Annotated in this window: 15 protein-coding genes and 2 pseudogenes; 9 read left to right on the forward strand and 8 right to left on the reverse strand. The window is 70.9% G+C overall.

Annotated elements, in window-relative coordinates; all coding sequences use genetic code 11:
* Nucleotides 1-12 precede the first annotated feature (12 nt).
* Nucleotides 13-1,329 carry a M28 family metallopeptidase gene (locus tag OG898_RS08745; RefSeq protein WP_250740924.1) on the forward strand — a complete coding sequence of 439 codons (1,317 nt, stop codon included), beginning with the start codon at nt 13-15 and terminating at the stop codon, nt 1,327-1,329.
* A gap of 19 nt (nt 1,330-1,348) precedes the next feature.
* On the opposite strand, the gene OG898_RS08750 is transcribed toward OG898_RS08745, so the two are convergent.
* The 3 genes from OG898_RS08750 to OG898_RS08760 all read right to left on the reverse strand — a co-directional run bounded on the left by OG898_RS08750 (nt 1,349) and on the right by OG898_RS08760 (nt 2,376).
* On the reverse strand, nt 1,349-1,558 hold the full coding sequence (locus tag OG898_RS08750; RefSeq protein ID WP_266955991.1) for a hypothetical protein: 210 nt from the start codon (nt 1,556-1,558) through the stop codon (nt 1,349-1,351).
* Between the two features lie 201 nt (nt 1,559-1,759).
* Nucleotides 1,760-2,176, reverse strand: coding sequence for a hypothetical protein (locus OG898_RS08755; RefSeq protein WP_250740925.1), 417 nt, complete (start codon nt 2,174-2,176; stop codon nt 1,760-1,762).
* Complete coding sequence (locus tag OG898_RS08760; protein WP_239516343.1) at nt 2,173-2,376, reverse strand: ribbon-helix-helix domain-containing protein; 204 nt, start codon at nt 2,374-2,376, stop codon at nt 2,173-2,175. The genes OG898_RS08755 and OG898_RS08760 overlap by 4 nt, the downstream gene beginning before the upstream one ends.
* A gap of 208 nt (nt 2,377-2,584) precedes the next feature.
* On the opposite strand from OG898_RS08760, the pseudogene OG898_RS08765 reads away from it, so the two are divergent.
* A pseudogene (locus OG898_RS08765) lies at nt 2,585-3,656 on the forward strand (RNA-guided endonuclease InsQ/TnpB family protein).
* Here OG898_RS08765 and OG898_RS08770 read toward each other — a convergent pair.
* Together OG898_RS08770 and OG898_RS08775 are read right to left on the reverse strand one after the other, a co-directional pair.
* Nucleotides 3,599-4,816: a sigma-E factor regulatory protein RseB domain-containing protein gene (locus tag OG898_RS08770; protein ID WP_266955993.1), complete on the reverse strand. Its 1,218-nt coding sequence runs from the start codon at nt 4,814-4,816 to the stop codon at nt 3,599-3,601. The pseudogene OG898_RS08765 and the gene OG898_RS08770 sit on opposite strands and share 58 nt — an antisense overlap.
* 254 nt (nt 4,817-5,070) lie before the next feature.
* Entirely contained in the window at nt 5,071-6,081 is a 1,011-nt protein-coding gene (locus OG898_RS08775) for a polyprenyl synthetase family protein (RefSeq protein WP_250740927.1), read from the reverse strand.
* A gap of 201 nt (nt 6,082-6,282) precedes the next feature.
* On the opposite strand from OG898_RS08775, the gene OG898_RS08780 reads away from it, so the two are divergent.
* Nucleotides 6,283-7,800: a peptide MFS transporter gene (locus tag OG898_RS08780; RefSeq protein ID WP_266955995.1), complete on the forward strand. Its 1,518-nt coding sequence runs from the start codon at nt 6,283-6,285 to the stop codon at nt 7,798-7,800.
* 14 nt (nt 7,801-7,814) lie between these two features.
* Nucleotides 7,815-9,851, forward strand: coding sequence for a CocE/NonD family hydrolase (locus OG898_RS08785; protein WP_250740929.1), 2,037 nt, complete (start codon nt 7,815-7,817; stop codon nt 9,849-9,851).
* Nucleotides 9,852-9,889: 38 nt separating this feature from the next.
* Here OG898_RS08785 and OG898_RS08790 read toward each other — a convergent pair whose 3' ends face one another.
* On the reverse strand, nt 9,890-10,297 hold the full coding sequence (locus OG898_RS08790) for a RidA family protein (protein ID WP_250740930.1): 408 nt from the start codon (nt 10,295-10,297) through the stop codon (nt 9,890-9,892).
* A gap of 77 nt (nt 10,298-10,374) precedes the next feature.
* Between OG898_RS08790 and OG898_RS08795 the strand changes: the two genes are divergently transcribed.
* The gene (locus tag OG898_RS08795; protein WP_266955997.1) at nt 10,375-10,980 is read left to right on the forward strand and encodes a TetR/AcrR family transcriptional regulator; all 606 of its coding nucleotides are present in this window, start codon (nt 10,375-10,377) and stop codon (nt 10,978-10,980) included.
* A 44-nt stretch (nt 10,981-11,024) separates the two neighbouring features.
* Here the strand turns inward: OG898_RS08795 and OG898_RS08800 are convergent, their stop codons facing one another.
* The gene (locus OG898_RS08800; protein WP_250740932.1) at nt 11,025-11,831 is read right to left on the reverse strand and encodes an HAD family hydrolase; all 807 of its coding nucleotides are present in this window, start codon (nt 11,829-11,831) and stop codon (nt 11,025-11,027) included.
* Nucleotides 11,832-11,972: 141 nt separating this feature from the next.
* Here OG898_RS08800 and fahA point away from each other — a divergent pair, with 141 nt between their 5' ends.
* From fahA to OG898_RS08820, 4 genes and pseudogenes are all read left to right on the forward strand, one after another.
* On the forward strand, nt 11,973-13,196 hold the full coding sequence (gene fahA, locus OG898_RS08805) for a fumarylacetoacetase (protein WP_266956000.1): 1,224 nt from the start codon (nt 11,973-11,975) through the stop codon (nt 13,194-13,196).
* Nucleotides 13,197-13,276: 80 nt separating this feature from the next.
* Nucleotides 13,277-14,472: pseudogene (locus OG898_RS08810) on the forward strand (FAD-binding protein); the annotation flags it as partial.
* A 443-nt stretch (nt 14,473-14,915) separates the two neighbouring features.
* Entirely contained in the window at nt 14,916-15,527 is a 612-nt protein-coding gene (locus OG898_RS08815) for a hypothetical protein (RefSeq protein ID WP_250741043.1), read from the forward strand.
* A 198-nt stretch (nt 15,528-15,725) separates the two neighbouring features.
* Nucleotides 15,726-18,476 carry a PKD domain-containing protein gene (locus tag OG898_RS08820; RefSeq protein WP_266956003.1) on the forward strand — a complete coding sequence of 917 codons (2,751 nt, stop codon included), beginning with the start codon at nt 15,726-15,728 and terminating at the stop codon, nt 18,474-18,476.
* Nucleotides 18,477-18,553: 77 nt separating this feature from the next.
* Here OG898_RS08820 and nuoN read toward each other — a convergent pair whose 3' ends face one another.
* Nucleotides 18,554-20,206 carry an NADH-quinone oxidoreductase subunit NuoN gene (gene nuoN / locus OG898_RS08825; RefSeq protein WP_266960137.1) on the reverse strand — a complete coding sequence of 551 codons (1,653 nt, stop codon included), beginning with the start codon at nt 20,204-20,206 and terminating at the stop codon, nt 18,554-18,556.

Below are 20,206 nucleotides of genomic sequence, written 5' to 3' on the forward strand. Positions count from 1 at the left end.
CGGAGCCCCCACATGAGCCTGTCCGTCTCCCGGCGCCTGGCCGCCGTGACCGCCCTCGCGGTCGCCGGTCTGTTCGCCGCCACCGCCCCCGCCGCGCTCGCTTCGCCGACCTCGGTCGCCGCTGCGCCCACGCCGCCCGACATCCCGCTGGCCAACGTCAAGGCACACCTGACGCAGCTGCAGTCCATAGCCACCGCCAACGGCGGCAACCGCGCCCACGGCAGGGCCGGTTACAAGGCCTCGATCGACTACGTGAAGGCCAAGCTGGACGCGGCCGGTTTCACGACCAGCCTGCAGACCTTCACCTCCAGCGGTGCCACCGGCTACAACCTGATCGCCGACTGGCCGGGCGGCGACCCCAACTCGGTCCTGATGTCCGGTGCCCACCTGGACTCGGTGTCCTCCGGTGCGGGCATCAACGACAACGGCTCGGGCAGCGCGGCCGTCCTGGAGGCCGCGCTCGCCGTCTCCCGGTCCGGCCTCACGCCCACCAAGCACCTGCGCTTCGGCTGGTGGGGGGCGGAGGAGCTGGGCCTGGTCGGCTCGAAGTACTACGTCAACAACCTGCCGACCGCCGAGCGGGCGAAGTTCGCCGGGTACCTGAACTTCGACATGATCGGCTCGCCGAACCCGGGCTACTTCGTCTACGACGACGACCCGACGATCGAGCAGACCTTCAAGAACTACTACGCGGGCCTCGGTGTCCCGACCGAGATCGAGACCGAGGGCGACGGCCGCTCCGACCACGCGTCCTTCAAGAACGTCGGCATCCCCGTCGGCGGCCTGTTCACCGGCGCCAGCAACAGCAAGACGGCGGCTCAGGCCACGAAGTGGGGCGGCACCTCCGGTCAGGCCTTCGACCGCTGCTACCACTCCTCCTGCGACACCACGGCGAACATCAACGACACCGCCCTGGACCGCAACTCCGACGCCATCGCCTACGCGATCTGGAACCTCGGCTTCGCCGTCCCGGTCCCGCCGGGCCCGTCCTTCGAGAACACCGCGGACGTCACGATCCCGGACTCCCCCGCCGCAGCGGTGAACTCGCCGATCACGGTCTCGGGCGTCACGGGCAACGCGCCGGCCACCACCAAGGTCGACGTGAACATCGTCCACACCTACATCGGTGACCTCGTGGTCGACCTGGTCGCCCCCGACGGCACCCTGTACAACCTGCACAACCGCACCGGCGGCAGCGCGGACAACATCGTCAAGTCCGTCACGGTCAACGCCTCCTCCGAGGTCGCCAACGGCGTGTGGAAGCTCCAGGTCAAGGACGTCGCCGCGCAGGACGTCGGCTACATCAACAGCTGGAAGATCACCTTCTAGGACCGCCCCGCCGATTGGTCTAGTCCTGTTGGCCGGGATGTGATCTGATCGGACGCTGTCCGGACTCCTTTGCACCCTGCTCGCCCTGCTCGCCCTGGCCGCCGCCGCGACCAACCCCGTACTCGTCGTACGCGGCCGGCGGCGGCTGCGGCGTCTCGCGGACCACGCCCGGGGCCTCGCCGTCACCGTCCCCTGCGACCTGCGGGACCGGGAACTCACCGACGGGCAATGGCGCGAGGGACACCTGAAGCTGCCGCCCGGCGGGCCCGGGGGTCCGGTCCACTGGCGCGCGAAGGGACGTACGGCCTGGGAGGGCGCCGGCGGCTTCCCGCCCCTGGAGGCCGCCTCCGCCGACGAACTCAGCGTCGCGTTCCGCTCCGCCGACGGGGCCACCGAGCTGCGACTGCACCCGGACGAGGCCCCGATGGTCCTACGCGTCCTGCGCGCCGCCCCGTAGCGAGGCCGACAGCGGCTCCTGGATCCGGGCCCGCAGTTCCTCCGCGACCGCCGCGACGTCGGCGCGGCCCAGCTTCGCGGCCTCCACCAGATCGCCGAGTTCCTCCGGCGACGGCAGCTGCTTGGCCCCGGCGACCCGCAGGTACGAGCGGGTGGCGGCGGCGGCGTAGAACTCGTTCATCGGGGATTCCAGCGCCGGGCACACCGCGAGCGTGTGCAGAAACGCCGCGGCCCGCCACGCGGTGTCCGGGGCGGGCTGTTCGGGCACCAGGACGAGGTCGTTCTGGTGCCGGGCCACGGCGGCGGCCACTCCGGAGGGATCCCACACGGCGGGATCGGACGGGAGATGGTGGGCCAGAGCGGTCCAGGCCCACTCCATGGTGATCTTCAATGCCCGAACCGCTCCTGGAAGTAGCCCCAGTGGTCGGCGAACTCCTCTATCCCGGACAGGAAGTTCTTCCGGTCCTCGTCGAGCTCGCGTTCCGTGACTTCGGTGATCAGCGCGGTGACCGTCGTGCCCAGGGCCGCCGCTCGCGCCTTCAGGCGTTCGTGGAACTCTTCTTCCAGGCGGATGGTGACGTGTCTCGACATGCTTTTCACGGTACAGCGGGGCTGCTGTACACAGGACCGGAACGGCCCAAGGGTGGGCAGGGACACAGTCCCCGCCCACCCTCGGCGTCGCCGTCGGCAAGCTCCCAGACCTCAGGGCGCCACACCGGGTAATCGTCGATCCACGCGTGATGACCCGCGCGGATGTTCTGATATTCGGCTCGAGGTCAGCCCCAATACGCTGATCGACGTGCAGCTGAGGTACAGCTTTCGCCTGTACCCGAACGGTCCCCAGCGCTCGGCGCTGGCGAGGGCCTTCGGGTGCGCTCGGGTGGTCTACAACGATGCCCTGCGGGCTCGTGAGACCGCACGTGCCGAGGGAGCGGCGTTCCCGAAGTCAGGTGACCTCTCGAAGCTGCTGATCACCGCGGCCAAGAAGACAGCACAGCGCGCCTGGCTCGGCGAGGTATCGGCCGTGGTGCTGCAACAGTCCCTGCGGGACCTGGACTCCGCGTACCGAAACTTCTTCGACGGCCTCAAGGGCAAGCGTCCACGCATGGGTGCGCCGCGCTTCAAGAGCCGCAAGGACAATCGGCAGACCGTCCGGTTCACCGCCAACGCCTGCTGGAAGATCACAACCGGCGGGAACCTGTCGCTGCCGAAGATCGGCGACGTGCGGGTGAAGTGGTCCCGCACCCTGCCATCAGTGCCGTCCACGGTGACTGTGATCAAGGACGCGGCAGGACGGTACTTCGCGTCGTTCGTCGTCGAGACCGCACCCGGCGAGACACTGCCCGAGGCCGCGTCCCAGGTCGGTATCGACCTGGGCCTGTCGCATTTCGCGGTCCTCTCGGACGGTACGAAGATCGAGTCTCCGCGCTTCATGCGCCGAGTCCGTCCACGACGCCGGCTGGTCCGCCTTCGTGGCGATGCTGGAATACAAAGCCGCCCGGTACGGACGCACCTTCGTGCGGATCGGCCGGTTCGAGCCGACCTCTCAGGTCTGCTGCGTGTGCGGCGTCAAAGACGGCCCCAAGCCCCTGAACGTCCGCGTGTGGGAGTGCGGGGGCTGTGGGGCCGTCCTGGATCGGGACATCAACGCGGCGGTCAACGTCGCCAAGGCCGCCGGACTGGCGGTGTCAGCCTGTCGAGCGCAGGTAAGACCGGGACGTATCCCGGCACAGCGCGGTGAAGCAGGAACCCACCGAGACGGTCGCACGACCGTGGCAGGAATCCCCGGGGCTCTAGCCCCGGGGACCGGAGGTCAATTGTTGGCGTCGGCCGCCTTCACCAGTTCGGCCTTGGTGACCGCGCCGACGTAGACCTTGCCGTCGTCCGTGATCAGGGCGTTGACCACGCGGGTCTTCAGGACTCGGCCCTCGCCGAACTTCCCGGAGACCTTCTCCCCGAGCGAGTCGAGGAACTGCGCGGCCCCCTTGGGCGCGTTCTTGTCCTTGGCCGCGTCGTCCATGCCCTTGAGGGTGTTGGTCGCGCCGGTCTCGATCCGGGCGATCGAGGTCCAGCCCTCGCCGAGGACCTTCGGCTCGCCCTGGGCGCCCTCGGCGCCGCCGGTCAGGCCGCCCAGGCCCGGGATGGACTCCAGCGCGCCCAGACCCTTGTCCTTGCCCTCCTTGCCGTCCTTGCCGTGCTCTCCCGCCGCACCCTCGGTCACCTTGGCGTCCTTGGGCGGGGTGAAGGCGAAGGTGTCGGCGGCGGGCTTGGCGAAGTCCACCTTGGTGAAGCCGGCGTCCAGGATCGGCTTGCCGCCGTCGGTGGAGAGGACCTGCACGCGCAGCGGCACGCCGTTCTTCGCGTCCACCGCGATCTTCACCGAGGCGACCGTCGAACCGGTCCCCTTCGGCTTCAGGACCAGCTGGTAGGCGTCGCGCCCGGCCACCTGGGCCGTGTCGCCGACGCTGACGTCGGTGGTGGTTCCGGCGGCCTTCAGGACCTCCTGGGCGATCTCCTGCGGGGAGGCCGGGAGCTCGGAGCTCTTGTCCCCCTTGTCGCCCTTCTCGGAAGGCGCCTTCTCGTGGAAGACCTCCTTCGACTTGGAGTCGTATCCCCAGACGTCGTCGCCGTTGTGGACGAGGCTGTACTCGTCCTTGCCGTCCACGAAGGTGAGCTTCTGGCGGTCCGGGCCGTCGGCGGCCACGCGGAAGGTCTGGGTGCCGCCGCTCACCAGCTGGCTGAGCTTCTCCTGCGGGTCCGCGGAGCCGCCGGTCACGCCGCCACCGCCCAGCAGGCCGGCCGGGAGGCTCGGCAGTCCCAGGTCCGTGCTGATCTTGGCGCTGCCGGACAGCTGCTGCACGTCCGAGGCCGCGATCTTCTCGATGAGCTGCTGGGCCGTCACCTGCGGCAGGTCCGGTCCACCGGCGTTCGCGAAGGCCGGAACCATCGCGATCGTGCCGGCGACCACACCGAACACCGCGACCGGTACGGCGTACCGAGCAGCCTTGCGGGTCTTTGCGTTCGTTGCCATGTCTGTCTGCCCTACCTCTGTGTGTACGGCGGCGACCTACCCGTCCACGTCCACCCCGCGCCGCCACTCTCACCCGATCTGGTGGGGATGTGTCTCCATCTGACCAAAGAAGAGGGGGTCGGGGCGTCAGCCCCCGGAGCCAACTGTGCGTACGCCCCAGGGATGACATGACGAGGGCCCGGCCTCCCCCACCCGTAGGGGTTGCCGGGCCCTCGCCCTTGCATGCGGTGGGTGCCTTTCGGCTCCGTCCGAGGTCAGCCCGCGCGGTGGACCACGGCGTCGCACAGCTCCACCAGCGCCGACTTCGCGAAGCAGTCGGGCAGCGGGGCCAGCGTGGCCCGCGCCTCCTCCGCGTACCGCACGGTGTCCTTGCGGGCCTGCTCCAGGGCCGGGTGGACCCGCAGCCGGGCGAGCACCTCGGCGTGCCGCGCGTCGTCCGTCAGATCGCCGTCCAGGAGCCGTACGAGCTCCACGTCCGCGGGGTCGCCGCCCTGGGCCGCCATCTCCCGCAGCCGCAGGACCGGGAGCGTCGGGATGCCCTCGCGCAGGTCGGTGCCGGGGGTCTTGCCGGACTCGTGCGAGTCGGAGGCGATGTCGAGGACGTCGTCGGCGAGCTGGAAGGCGGTGCCGAGCCGCTCGCCGTACTGGGTCAGGATGTCGACGACCGACTCGTCGGCGCCGGACATCATCGCGCCGAAGCGGCCGGAGACCGCGATCAGCGAGCCGGTCTTGCCGGCGATGACGTCGAGGTAGTGCTCGACCGGGTCGCGGCCGTCGCGCGGGCCCGCCGTTTCCAGGATCTGGCCCGTCACCAGCCGCTCGAACGCCTCGGCCTGGACCCGTACGGCCTCGGGACCGAGGTCCGCCAGGATGTGCGAGGCGCGGGCGAACAGGAAGTCACCCGTCAGGACGGCCACGGAGTTGCCCCAGCGGGCGTTGGAGCTCTCCACGCCGCGGCGCACGTCCGCCTCGTCCATGACGTCGTCGTGGTAGAGCGTCGCCAGGTGGGTGAGCTCCACGACCACGGCGGAGGGGACGATCCCGGGCGCGTAGGGATCGCCGAACCGGGAGGCGAGCATCACCAGCAGCGGCCGGAAGCGCTTGCCGCCGGCGCGGACCAGGTGCTGTGCGGCCTCGGTGATGAAGGGGACTTCGCTCTTGGTGGCTTCCAGCAGACCCGCCTCGACGGCGGCCAGTCCGGCCTGGACATCGGTCTCAAGAGCCTGGTCCCGCACGCTCAGTCCGAACGGCCCGACGACGGTCACGAGGGGTACTCCTGTCTGCTGACGATCACCTTGACGATCACACGGATTGTCGATGTGTCGCTGCCATCACTCAAGCCAGCGTATCCGGTCTGTTTTCGATCACCCAGGGCGCCTGTCCGGCCACGGGCACCGTACAGGCCGGGCGCCGCCCCATGCGCCCCGGTATGTTCTAGAGCAGCCGAAACAACCGGAGAATGCGTTTTGTCCAGAACTGCTACCGAAATAGACGAGCCTTCGGACCCGGAGGCCGACCAGCCGCCGCCCGGCGACGACCACGCCTTCCTCGGGCACCCCAGGGGCCTGGCCACGCTCTCCGGACTGGAAGTCTGGGAGCGCTTCTCTTTCCTGGGCATGCAGGCCATCCTCGTCCTCTACTTCGCGGACACGGTGGCCAACGGCGGCCTGGGGATGAACCCGGGCACCGCGGCCTCCGTCTCGGCGGCCTACGGGACCATGGTCTACCTCGTCTCCGTCGCCGGCGGGTGGCTCGCCGACCGGATCCTCGGTTCGTACCGCGCCGTGCTCTGGGGCGGCATCCTGATCGCCTGCGGCCACTACGCCATGGCCGTGCCGACCGCCGCCATGACCTGGGTGGGCCTCGGCCTGATCAGTGCCGGCACCGGCCTGCTGAAGCCGAACGTGGCCAGCATGGTCGGCAAGCTGTACAAGACGGACGACGACCGGCGCGACGCCGGCTTCGCCCTCTACTACATGGGCATCAACATCGGCGCCTTCGCCGGCCCCCTGATCACCGCCTGGCTCGGCGAGCACAAGGGCTGGCACTGGGGGTTCTCCGCCGCCGCCGTCGGCATGACCGCGGGTCTGATCCAGTACGTGGCCGGCCGCCGCCACCTGGCGGGGCGCAAGCACTCCGCCGAGTTCCCGCTCGCGCCCGACGCGATGCGCTCGGCCGTGACGAAGATCATTGCCGGGATCTTGGCCTTCGCCGCGCTCGCCACCCTTCTGGCGGTACTGGGCTGGCTGACGATGGGCCGGTTCGTCGACCTGCTCACCCTGATCTCGGTGATCGCACCGGTCGTGTACTTCGCGATCATGTTCCGCAGCCCCCGCGTGACGGCCGAGGAGCGGGGGCGCCTGCGCCCGTACGTGGTGCTCTTCCTGGCCTCGGTGGCCTTCAACTTCATCCTCTTCCAGGCGTACTCGACGATGATGCTGCTCGCCTCGACGAACGCCCGCACCGAGATCCTCGGCTTCACCTTCCCGGCCGGCTGGTACGCCTCCGCGCTCGGCGCGTTCGAGGTGCTCCTGGCCCCGGTCGTGGCCGCGCTGTGGGTCCGGATGGGCCACAAGCAGCCGCACGCCTCCAACAAGATCGCCATCGGCGTGATCCTGGGCGGGCTGTCCTTCCTCCTGATGGTCATCCCGACCTCGGGGGACTCGGGCGACACGTACAAGATGGCCGCCTGGTGGATCATCGGCTCCTACCTGCTGCTCGGACTCGGCGACGTCCTGCTGGAGACCTCCGGCATGTCGGCCACCACGAAGCTCGCCCCGAAGGCGTTCGCCAGCCAGACGATGGCCCTGTGGTTCCTCTCCCTCGCCCTGGCCAACGGCATCCAGGCGCAGGTGGTCAAGGTCTACGGCCAGGTCTCCAACCCCGCCTACTTCGGCGTCAACGGCGCCATCGCCGTCGCGGTGGGACTGGCCGTGATCGCGCTGGCGCCGTGGCTCAAGCGCACGATGCACCCCGTCCACTGACCGTCGGAGCTTCGATGATCATCCGTACCGACTTCCCCTACGGGACCACCCACGAGGACGTCCGGATCCCGATGCCCGGGGGTACCTCCCAGGCCGAAGGCTCTGGGGGAGGCACCGAGCTGTACGCCCGCATCTGGCGGCCGGTCACCGACGAGCCCGTCCCGGCGCTGCTGGAGTACCTCCCGTACCGCCTCACCGACTGGACCGCCCCGCGCGACTGGCAGCGCCACCCCTGGTACGCGGGCCACGGCTACGCCTCCGTACGGGTCGACGTGCGCGGCCACGGCAACAGCGGCGGCAACCCGGGCGACGAGTACGACGCGCAGGAACTCGCCGACGGGGTCGCCGTGGTGGAGTGGCTGGCGGCCCAGCCCTGGTGCACGGGGTCCGTGGGCATGTTCGGGATCTCCTGGGGCGGCTTCAACAGCCTGCAGATCGCGGCGCTCGCCCCGGAGGCGCTCAAGGCGGTCGTCACCGTCTGCTCCACGGACGACCGCTTCGACAACGACGTGCACTACATGGGCGGCTCGCTGCTCGCCGTCGACATGCACGCGTGGGCGGCGACCATGCTCGCCTTCGCCTCCCGCCCGCCGGACCCGCTCTACGCGGGCGAGGGCTGGCGCGACCAGTGGCTCTCGCGGCTCGGCGCGGTGGAACCCCTCGTGCACACCTGGCTCTCCCACCAGACCCGCGACGCGTACTGGCGCCACGGATCGGTGTGCGAGGACTACGGGGCCATCGGCGCGGCCGTCCTCGCCGTCGGCGGCTGGCACGACCCGTACCGCGACACCGTGCTGCGGCTGGTCGCCGCGCTCCCCGCCGACCGGGTCCGGGGCCTGATCGGCCCGTGGTCGCACCAGTACCCCGACCGGGGGCTGCCGCCGGGGCCCGCCATCGGCTTCCTCCAGGAGACCCTGCGCTGGTGGGACCACTGGCTCAAGGACAAGGACACGGGCGTCATGTCCGAGCCGCTCCTGCGCTCGTGGATCTCCGAGTCGCACCCGCCCGCGACGACGTACGCGACCCTGCCCGGACGGTGGGTCGGCGACCCGTCCTGGCCGTCGCCGAACGTGGACCCGGTCACGTACGCCTTCCAGGGCGCGCCGGTCGTCGTGGCCTCCCCGCAGCACACGGGCCTGGACGCGGGCCGGTTCTTCCCCTTCGGCAACGACGCCGACCTGCCTCCGGACCAGCGCGAGGAGGACGCGAAGTCGGCCTGCTTCGAGTTCCCCGTGGGCGACGGCTCCGGCCCGGTGGAGATCCTGGGCCGCCCGGTGGTCCGGCTGCGCCTGCGCATGGACGTCCCGTACGGGCAGGTCGTGGCCCGGCTCTGCGACGTGGCCCCCGACGGCTCCTCGACGCTGGTCACCCGGGGCGCGCTGAACCTGTCCGCGCGGCAGGGCCGGGACAAGGCCGTGCCGTGGCCGGTGGGCTCGTACGAGGACGTGGTCTTCGAGCTGAACGGCATCGGCCACTCCTTCCCGCCGGGCCACCGCATCCGCGTCGCCCTGTCCTCCGCCTACTGGCCGTGGATCTGGCCGCGCGCCGGCTCGGAGCACGGCTGGACCCTGGACCCGGCGGGCAGCGCGGTGGAACTCCCGATCCGCGATGCCTCTGCCGAGCAGGAGCCGATCCTCTTCGAGGCCCCGGAACAGTCGGAGCCGCTGGGGGTCGTCCACCCGGCGACCCTGGACGCGCCCCGGCCGGAACGCCTGGTCGTACGGGACGTCGCGCGCGGGGTGTGGCGCCTGGAGGTCGACCCGCGCTACGGCGGCACCCGCGTGTACCCGGACGGCCTGGAGTTCAGCGAGGACGCACTGGAGGTGTACGAGATCCAGGAGGCGGACCCCTTGTCGGCCCGCACCCACTCCACCTGGACCGTGCGCCTGCACCGGCCGGAGCTGGGCTGGGACGTGTCGGTGGTGACCCGCTCGGAAATCAGCTGCGACGAGGGCGGCTTCCTCACCTCGAACGAGGTGGTCTGCCGCGAGGGCAACGAGGTCCTCTTCCACCGCACATGGGAGCGCCGCCTGCCGCGGGCGGCGGTGTAGCCGGGCTCCCGGGGCCCGCAGGCCCCGGGGGGCTCCGGCTAGTCGATGACCGCGGTGGCCTCGACCTCGACCAGCAGGTCCGGCTCCCCCAGCGCCGCAACGCCCAGCAGGGTGATCGGCTTGACCGGATCGATGCCCAGCTTCGCCGCCGCCCGGCCCACGCCCTCACCCAGCAGCGGCATCTTCTCGGGGCTCCAGTCGACGACGTAGACGGTCAGCTTCGCCACGTCGTCGAAGGTGCCGCCGACCCCGGCCAGAGCGGTGGCGATGTTGAGGTAGCACTGCTCGACCTGAGCGGCGAAGTCCCCCTCGCCCACGGGCCGGCCATCGGCATCGCGGGCCACCTGCCCCGCGAGGAACACCAGCTTCGATCCGGTGGCGACCGACAGCTGCCGGTAGACCTCGGGCTTCGGCAGCCCGTCGGGATTGACCAGCGTCACGGACATGAACAGCCCTCCCTCTTGATGTCAGGAGCAATGGGATCAGTCCCCGTAAGCATAGCGCTGTTATGTATTGTGGGGTCATGGCGAGGACGAAAGATCCGGCGGTCCGCTCCCGGCTGCTCGACCGGGCCGCACAGATGCTGCGGACCAGGCAGCCGGTCACGCTCCGCACCCTGGTCTCCGGCACGGGCACGTCGACGATGGCCGTCTACACCTATTTCGGCGGCATGGACGGCCTGTGGAAGGCACTGCGCCAGGAAGGCTTCACGCGCCTGGCCGCCCGGCTCGCGGCCGTCAAGACCTCCGCGGACCCGGTACGGGACCTCGCCGCCCTGGGCGCCGCCTACCTGGCCAACGCCATGGAGAACCCCGACCTCTACCGGGTCATGTTCGACGCCGGCTTCGAGCTCGAGGACACCGCCGCGGCGGACGACACCCTGCACCGCCTCGTCCACGCCATCGAGCGGGCCAAGGCGAAAGGCCGCTTCCGCGACGAGGTCGACCCGCTGGAGCTGGCGACACAGAGCTGGCTCATCGGCCACGGCATCGCCTCCCTCGTCGCCACCGGCCCCCTGCCGCACGGGGCGCTCGCCCACGGCGTGCCCCTGCTGACCGCACTGTTCACCGGCGCGGGGGACGAGCCCGACCGGTGCCGCCGGTCGGTCGAGCGCGGCTGGGGACCCTGAGGCCCCGAGCCCGCGCCGGGCCGGGCCGGGCCGGGCCGCCACCCTCAGCCGAAGAGCCGCTCCAGGACCACCGCGATGCCGTCCGCCTCGTTCGAGAGGGTGACCTCGTCGGCGACGGCGAGGAGTTCCCGGTGGGCGCCGGCCATGGCGACCCCGTGGGCCGCCCACGCGAACATCGGGATGTCGTTCGGCATGTCGCCGAAGGCGATCGTCGAGGAGCCGGTGACGTCCAGGAGCGCCGCCGCCACCGCGAGGCCGCTCGCCTTGTCGATGCCCGGGGGCTGGAGCTCCACCGTGTGCTCGCCCGCCATGGTGACGTTGACCAGATCCCCGACCACGCCCCGGGCGATCTCCGTCAGCTCGTCGTCCGAGAGGCGGGGGTGCTGGAGGAGCACCTTGTTGATCGGGGAGGTCCAGAGGTCGGACCGCCGGGCCACCGCCACCGTCGGCAGGTGCGGGTGCCACATCCGGTAGCCCGGCCCTATCAGCATCTCCGCGTCGACGCCCTCCTGATTGACCGCGGCCCAGACCTCGCCGACCTCGGCCTCGATCTTCCCGAGGGCGACTTCCGCCAGCTCCCGGTCCAGGGCCACGGAGTGCAGCATCCGGCCCGCCGCCGCGTCGTAGACCTGCGCTCCCTGCCCGCACACCGCGAGCCCCGTGTAGCCGAGGCCGTCCAGGACGTGGCGGACCTGCGGGACGGGGCGGCCTGTCACGATGATGTGCCGGGCGCCGGCCGCGCGGGCGGCGGCGAGAGCGGCGTAGGAGCGGGCCGAGACGGTGTCTCCGGCGCGCAGCAGAGTCCCGTCCAGGTCGGTGGCCACGAGTGCATAGGGGAGGGCGGAAGTCACGCGTTCAAGGATACGGACCCCCTCGGACAAGTCCTACAAATACTGCCCGAATCCGGCCTCCCGCACGCCCCACCAGCCCCTTAACCTGTCAACCAGCCCCCGGGACACCCCCGGGCAGCGTCGAAAGCGAGGCAGCACCCCATGCCCCAGCAGAGCCCCCTCGACATCCCCGAGGGCGACCCGTTCGGGCCGCACAACCTCCCCTACGGCGTCTTCTCCACCGCCGGGGAGGAGCGGCGCCGCATCGGTGTCCGCATCGGCGGGTACGTGCTCGACGCCGGAGCGGCCGCGGCCGCACTCGGCTCCCCGTACGCCGGACTGCTCGGGCAGCCCTCCCTCAACCCGCTGCTCGCCGCGGGCCGCACCGCCTGGAAGGACGTGAGGCGCGCGCTGACCGCGTGGGTCACCGACCCCGGCCACCGGCCCTCCGTGGAACCGCACCTGCTGCCGCTCGAAGACGTCGTGCTGCACCTCCCGTACGAGGTCGCCGACTACGTCGACTTCTACGCGAGCGAGCACCACGCCACGAACGTCGGCAAGATCTTCCGGCCGGACGGGGACGCACTGACCCCCAACTGGAAGCACCTGCCCATCGGTTACCACGGCCGGGCCGGCACGATCGTGGTGTCCGGCACCGACGTCGTGCGCCCCGCGGGCCAGCGCAAGACGCCCGCCGACCCGGCGCCCGTCTTCGGGCCCTCCGTGAAGCTCGACATCGAGGCCGAGGTCGGCTTCGTCGTCGGCACCCCCTCGGAGCAGGGCCGCCCCGTGGCCCTCGCCGACTTCGAGGAGCACGTCTTCGGGCTGTTCCTGCTCAACGACTGGTCCGCGCGCGACATCCAGGCCTGGGAGTACGTGCCGCTCGGCCCCTTCCTCGGCAAGTCCTTCGCCACGTCCGTCTCCGCCTGGGTCACCCCGCTGGAGGCCCTGGACGCGGCCCGGGTCGCCCCGCCCGCCCGGGACTTCCCGCTCCTGCCCTACCTCGACGACTCCGGCGCCGACCGGCCCGGCGGCTTCGACCTGCGCATCACCGTCTCCATCAACGGGCAGGAGGTGGCGCAGCCGCCGTTCGCGTCGATGTACTGGACCGCCGCCCAGCAGCTCGCCCACATGACCGTCAACGGCGCCTCCCTGCGCACCGGCGACGTGTACGGCTCGGGCACCGTCAGCGGCCCGGAGACCGGCCAGCGCGGCTCGCTGCTGGAGCTCACCTGGAACGGCCGCGACGCCATCGAGCTCACCGACGGCAAGCGCACCTTCCTGGAGGACGGGGACACCGTCACGCTCACCGCGTGGGCACCGGGCGCCGACGGCACCCGCGTGGGCCTCGGCGAGGTCGCCGGCCGCATCGTGGGCACTCGGTAGTCCACATCGCGGGACGAGCATCGGCGGCGGGGTGGCGGATCTTATCCCCGCCCCGCCGTTCTCGCAGGTCATGGCCGTACGAGAACCGGGTCATGCCGGTCCGCGTCCTGACCTCCCCCGAGGACGGCCGGGCGATCGGCGCGGCCGCCTTCAACACCCGTACCGGCGCCTTCGTCACCGTCCGCGCCGGGGCCGTCATCCTGGCCACCGGCCCGTGCGGCCGGCTCGGACTCCCTGCCTCCGGATACCTCTACGGGACGTACGAGAACCCCATCAACGCCGGTGACGACTACGCGATGGCCTACCACGCCGGCGCCGCGCTCACCGGCATCGAGTGCTTCCAGATCAACCCGCTGATCAAGGACTACAACGGCCCGGCCTGCGCGTACGTCGCGAACCCCTTCGGCGGCTACCAGGTCAACCGGCACGGCGAACGCTTCGTCGATTCCGACTACTGGTCGGGCCAGATGATGTCCGAGTTCGCCGCCGAACTGGCCTCCGACCGCGGCCCGGTGTACCTGAAGCTCAGCCACCTCCCCGAGGAGACGGTCGCCGCCGTCGAATCGATCCTGCACACCACCGAACGCCCCACCCGCGGCACCTTCCACGCGAACCGCGGCCACGACTACCGCACGCACGACATCGAGATGCACATCTCGGAGATCGGCCTGTGCGGCGGCCACTCGGCCTCCGGCGTACGCGTCGACGACCACGCCCGCACCACCGTGCCCCGGCTCTACGCGGCGGGCGACCTGGCCTCGGTCCCCCACAACTACATGATCGGCGCCTTCGTCTTCGGCGACCTGGCGGGCGCGGACGCCGCGCAGTACAAGCCGTACGAAGGGGAGTTGCCCACAGACCAGCTCACCACCGCCCACGAACTGATCTACCGCCGCAACCGCAGGTCGAGTACAAGCTGCGCCGGTTCGTGAACGACTACGTGGCCCCGCACGAGCTGATGCACTGCGCGGAGGTCTCCTTCATCCGGGACTGCGCGGAGATGGCGGCGCGCGCCTCGCTGGCCCGTACGGAGTCCCGCTGGGGGCTGTACCACGAGCGCCTGGACCACCCCGAGCGCGACGACGCGGGCTGGCTGCACCACCTGGACCTGCGCAAGTCCCCGTCCGGGGCGATGGAGTTCACGGCGCGCCCGGTCGACCCCTACCTCGTCCCCGTCCCGGAGTTCATCCCGACGGGCGGGCCCTCCCGGCACCTGGGCGAGGTCGAGCTGGTCGGCGTGGCCCTGGCGGGCGGCGAGGCCCGGGCGGCGGCCCCGGCTGCGAACACTCCGCTGCGCGGGGCAAAGTCCCCTACCCGCCCTTCCACCGTTCCCAGGGCCGGCCCTGCCCCGGCCCTCAAACGCCGGACGGGCTGAAAGGTCCCGGGCTCCGCCCGGACCCCCTGGGGCTCCGCCCCAGACCCCGGTCCTCAAACGCCGGACGGCTGAGATGCCCCCGGGCGGGCTGAGGAGCGGGTACTGGGCTGCGCCCGGACCCCTGGGGCTCCGCCCCGGCCCCCGGTCCTCAAACGCCGGACGGCTGAAAAGCCCCGACCCACCACCGCAGCCCAACAGACACCACCACACCCCAGCCCCGCCGGCGCCGCAGAGGAGCGGGCCACCCATCCGGCCCCCCGACCCCCCGTTCGGAGCCCCGCCACGTGCAGCCCGGCCACCCCACCCGGATGGTGGACCAAAGCCCCCGAACGGCAGGAGCCCCCATGTCCCTCCGCCCCCGCACGGCCGTCCTGACCTGCGCCGCCGCGATATCCGTCGGACTGGCCGCCATCGCCCCCGCCCACGGCGTCGACGGGCCCGCCCCGGACCCGAGGAACGCCAAGGCCATGCGGGACATGGCCACGGCGATCCGCGTGACGGGCAAGTACGCGGACGAGCAGCAGGCTCTGAAGGACGGGTACGTCCCGCACGGCGAGGCCTGCATGACGAACCCGTTCGGTGCGGGCGCCATGGGCTACCACTACGTCAAGGAGTCCTACTGGGGCTCGACGGACCCCAGCAAGCCAGCCGCGCTGCTCTACAGCACCGAGAAGGACGAGCACGGCCGCCGCAAGCTGGAGGCGGTGGAGTGGATGTCCAAGGACCGCGACCAGGACATGAAGACCACCGACGACCGCCCGACCATGTTCGGCCTCCCCTTCGACGGCCCCATGCCGGGCCACTGGGCGGGCATGCCCAAGCACTACGACCTCCACCTGTGGGCCTACAGGGACAACCCGGCGGGCCGCTTCCACAACTGGAACACCGCCCTGACCTGCCCCCTCAAGCCCGGCGCCCCGACGAAGCCCACCGACGCACACGACCACGGCCACTAGCTCCCCCCGGCTCTTCACGAAGGGCTGAGCGCGTTCAATTTGCTAGTGACAACGGCCCCTCGACCAGGGATCATGGCCAGCGTCTTTGTGGATTCTCATGCGCCTGGTGCCCTTGGGGGGGATGGGCCGTTCCGCGCGTCATGCAGTGCCGCACCGAACCGAGATCCGCACAGCCCCTTTCCTGAAGGAATACCGCTGGTGCGTCCTACTCGTACGGGGGTCCTGCTCACCGCGGGCCTCGTCACCGCCCTCGGCATCCCGGCGGTCTCCGCCGCGGCTGCTCCGGCGGACCTGTTCGTGAACAACGGAACGGACTCCCACTGCTCCGACACCCTCCCCGGTGCCGGTTCGCAGACCACTCCGTTCTGCACCGTCCTGTCTGCGGCCAAGGCTGCACAAGCGGGCCAGACCGTACGGATCACGCCGGGCGACTACGGCGGGGACGTCACGGTGGCCCGTTCCGGGGAGCCGGGCAAGCCGATCACCTTCACCGCCGACCCCTGGACGACCGGTGGCACCTCACAGGCCGTGCTGATGGATCAGCTGACCGTCGACGGCGCCTCCCACGTGGTGCTCCGTGGATTCAGCCCGTCGCGCGCCAAGATCGAACGCTCCGACGACACCGTCATCGAGGGGGCATGGCTCAGGGGCCCGCTCGTGATCGGTGCGGGAAGCACGGACGTACGTGTCAGCCAGAGCACCCTCATGGCCACCCGGATCGAAGCCGGCGCCCAGCGCACGGTCCTCAACCGCAACATCGTCCGCAACAACCGTGACTCCGTGCCCGTGATCTCGGTCGTGGACGCCCCCGGATCGGTCCTCGCCAACAACACCGTCGTCAGCTTCTGTGAGGCAGGCATCTCGGTCGGTGGCGGATCCACCGGATCCTCGGTCTTCAACAACGCCATCTCCTCCGATGCCAACCAGTCCTTCTGCGCGACGCCCAACGCACCCCGCCACCCTCTCGTCGTGGCGCAGAGCGCGGTGGCCGGCACGCGCGCCGGCTCGAACGTCCTCAGAGTCGTACCGGTCGGCGCATCGGCCCCGTACCGCTGGTCGGGCACCGACTACGCGACTCCCTCGGAGTTCCAGAAGGCGACCGGCCAGGGTGCGCACGACATCCTGAACCCGGCGGAATTCAACGCTTCGCTGATCGACTCCGCCGACGCGACGGCGCCGGGCGCACTGGCCTCCCCGGACATGAAGGGGTTCGGCCCGATCGACAACCCCCTCGTGGCCAACACCGGCAAGGACGGCAGTTTCCTCGACCGCGGTGCCACCGAGACCCACGACCGCCTGAGCAGTGTCTCCATGACGGTCCTCGACCCCTGGGCGCCGGTGGGCACCACGGTGCAGGTGGAGTCCCGGGCGACCACCGATTGGCCCTCCGGAATGTCGTACAGCGTGGACTTCGGCGACGGGAGCACCCCGGTCATCACCACCCCGAAGGGCGGGTCCCTCGGGGCCGTCGCCTCGCACGTCTACAGCTCTCCGTGCGCGTGCGTGATCAAGGTGACCGCCTCCAACGGCGCCGGGAAGAAGGTCTTCACGGAGCGGCAGGTCAAAGTGACCGCCGCCGGTCCGCTGACGGCGGCCTTCACCGCCACACCCGTCCTGCCGGTCTCGGACAGTCCGACCGAGCGCGTCTCCCCGCTGACCGTCCAGATCGACCCGTCGGCCACGAAGGCGCCGTGGCGTGTGATCCGCACCGACGTGGACTTCGGTGACGGCACCACAGAGTTCGTCTCCGACCTGTCCAAGCTCACGCACACCTACCGATCCCCCGGTACCTACACGGTGACTCTCACCACAATGGATTCCAAGGGCGCCACGTCGGGCTCCAAGCGCACGGTCAAGGCCGACTACGCGCCCTCCGGCTACGTCCCCGTCGGGCCGTACCGGATCCTTGACAGCCGTGGCGACACCCCCACGCAACCGAGCGGCACACCCATCGCGCTGCAGGTGCCCCGGGGGCTGGACCGGCCCGAGTTCCCGATCTCCGGCGGGGTGAGCGCCGTCGTCCTCAACGTGACCGTCACCGACGCCTTGGAGGACACCCACCTCACCGTCTGGCCCGGGGACCAGCCCCGCCCCGCAACGTCGAACGTCAGCGTCCGCGCCGGCGCCACCACGTCCAACACCGTCACGGTCCCCGTAGGCGGCGGCTTGGACACGGTCCTGGCGCAGCTCAACTCCGGCGCGGCGTCGATCATCGTGGACATGGTCGGCTACTACCAGCCGAACATCGGCCAGCGCTTCTCCCCGCTCGCCCCGACCCGCGTCCTGGACACCCGTACGACCGGCGGCGCGCTGTCCGCCGCCAAGACCCGCACGGTGAAGGTCGCCGGCGTCAACGGCATCCCGGCGGACGCCAAGGCGGTCGCGCTGAACCTCACCGCCACCGGCGCCAAGGAACAGGCCCACGTCATCGCCTACCCCGACCCGGCCAAGCGCCCCGCCACCTCGAACCTGAACGTGGAGCCGGGCAAGGACAAGTCCAACCAGGCCATCGTCCCGGTCGGCCCGAACGGCACCATCACCCTCTACACGAACACCGGCTCGACGCACGTGATCCTGGACGCGGTGGGCTACTACGGCAAGGACGGCAAGAGCCTCTTCACCCCGGCCGTCCCCAAGCGCCTCGCCGACACCCGCACCACCGGCAAGGTCGCCCCGGGCGCCACCACCACGGTCTCCGGCATCCCGGCGGGCGCCGTCGGCGCGGTCCTGAACGTCACCGCGACCGACTCCACCGGCCCGGGCTTCCTCACGGCGTACGCCTTCGGCGCCACCCGCCCCGGAGCCAGCAGCCTCAACACCCTCCCGGGCATCACCGTCCCGAACCACGTGACGACCCCCGTCGCGAACGGCAAGGTCAGCATCTTCAACAGCCAGGGCGGCTCCAACCACGTGATCACCGACCTCCTCGGCTACTTCACCCAGCCGTAGGCGCCAGGAGCACCCTGCACGGCAAAGGGCCCGGCCCCCCAGAAGGGGAGCCGGGCCCTCGGCCGTACTCGGTACGGTCAGCGCACGAACGTGCTCGCGCTGCCCGCCAGGTCCAGGAAGTACTGCGGGGCCACGCCCAGCACCACCGTGACCGCGACGCCCACCGCGATCGTCGTCATCGTCAGCGGGGACGGGACGGCGACCGTGGGGCCGTCCGCCTTCGGCTCGCTGAAGAACATCAGGACGATCACCCGGATGTAGAAGAACGCGGCGATCGCGGACGAGATGACACCGACCACGACCAGCGCTCCCGCGCCGCCCTCCGCCGCCGCCTTGAACACGGCGAACTTGCCGGAGAAGCCGGAGGTCAGCGGGATACCCGCGAAGGCGAGCAGGAAGACCGCGAAGACCGCCGCCACGAGGGGCGAACGACGGCCCAGGCCCGCCCACTTGGACAGGTGCGTGGCCTCGCCGCCCGCGTCGCGCACCAGCGTGACCACCGCGAAGGCGCCGATCGTCACGAAGGAGTACGCGCCCAGGTAGAAGAGGACGGACTGGACGCCCTCCGCCGAGGTGGCGATCACACCGGCCAGGATGAAGCCGGCGTGCGCGATGGAGGAGTAGGCGAGGAGCCGCTTGACGTCGGTCTGGGTGACCGCGATGACCGCGCCCGCCAGCATCGTGACGATCGCGACGCCCCACATGACCGGCCGCCAGTCCCAGCGCAGGCCGGGCAGGACGACGTAGAGGAGACGCAGGAGGGCGCCGAAGGCGGCCACCTTCGTCGCCGCCGCCATGAAGCCGGTGACCGGGGTGGGGGCGCCCTGGTAGACGTCCGGCGTCCACATGTGGAAGGGAACCGCGCCGACCTTGAAGAGCAGGCCCATCAGGATCAGCGCGCCGCCGATCAGCAGCAGCGCGTCGTTGCCCATGGTGTCGGCGAGCGCCGGGTCGATGTTCGCCACGGTGCCGTCGACGACCTCCGCGATCGCCGCGTAGGAGACCGAGCCGGCGTACCCGTAGACGAGCGCGATGCCGAAGAGGAGGAAGGCGGAGGAGAAGGCGCCGAGCAGGAAGTACTTGACGGCCGCCTCCTGCGACATCAGCCGCTGGCGGCGGGCGACGGCGCAGAGCAGGTACAGCGGGAGGGAGAAGACCTCCAGGGCCACGAACAGCGTCAGCAGGTCGTTGGCCGCGGGGAAGATCAGCATCCCGGCGACCGCGAACAGCGCGAGCGGGAAGACCTCGGTGGTGGTGAAGCCCGCCTTGACGGCTTCCTTCTCGCTCTCGCTGCCCGGTACGGACGCCGCCTGCGCGGCGAAGGAGTCCACCCGGTTGCCGTGGGCGGCCGGGTCCAGGCGCCGCTCGGCGAAGGTGAAGATCGCCACGACCGAGGCCAGGATGATGGTGCCCTGCAGGAAGAGCGCCGGCCCGTCGACGGCCACGGCGCCCATGGCCGCGATGTGCGCCTTGGAGCTGCCGTACCCGCCGGCGGCGAGTCCGACGACCGCCGCGAAGGCCGAGGCCAGCGCGGCCACGGCGAGGAACACCTGCGTGTAGTAACGGCCCTTGCGCGGCACGAAGGCCTCGACGAGGACTCCGATGATCGCCGCGCCCAGCACGATGAGCGTGGGCGAGAGCTGGGCGTACTCGATGTGCGGGGCCGGGATCTTGTCGATCGGCGCCGCGGCCGCCAGGTTCGGCAGCAGGTTCTGGGCAGCAGCAGTCAC

Source organism: Streptomyces sp. NBC_00193, assembly GCF_026342735.1.
GTDB classification, from domain to species: Bacteria; Actinomycetota; Actinomycetes; order Streptomycetales; family Streptomycetaceae; genus Streptomyces; species Streptomyces stoeckheimensis.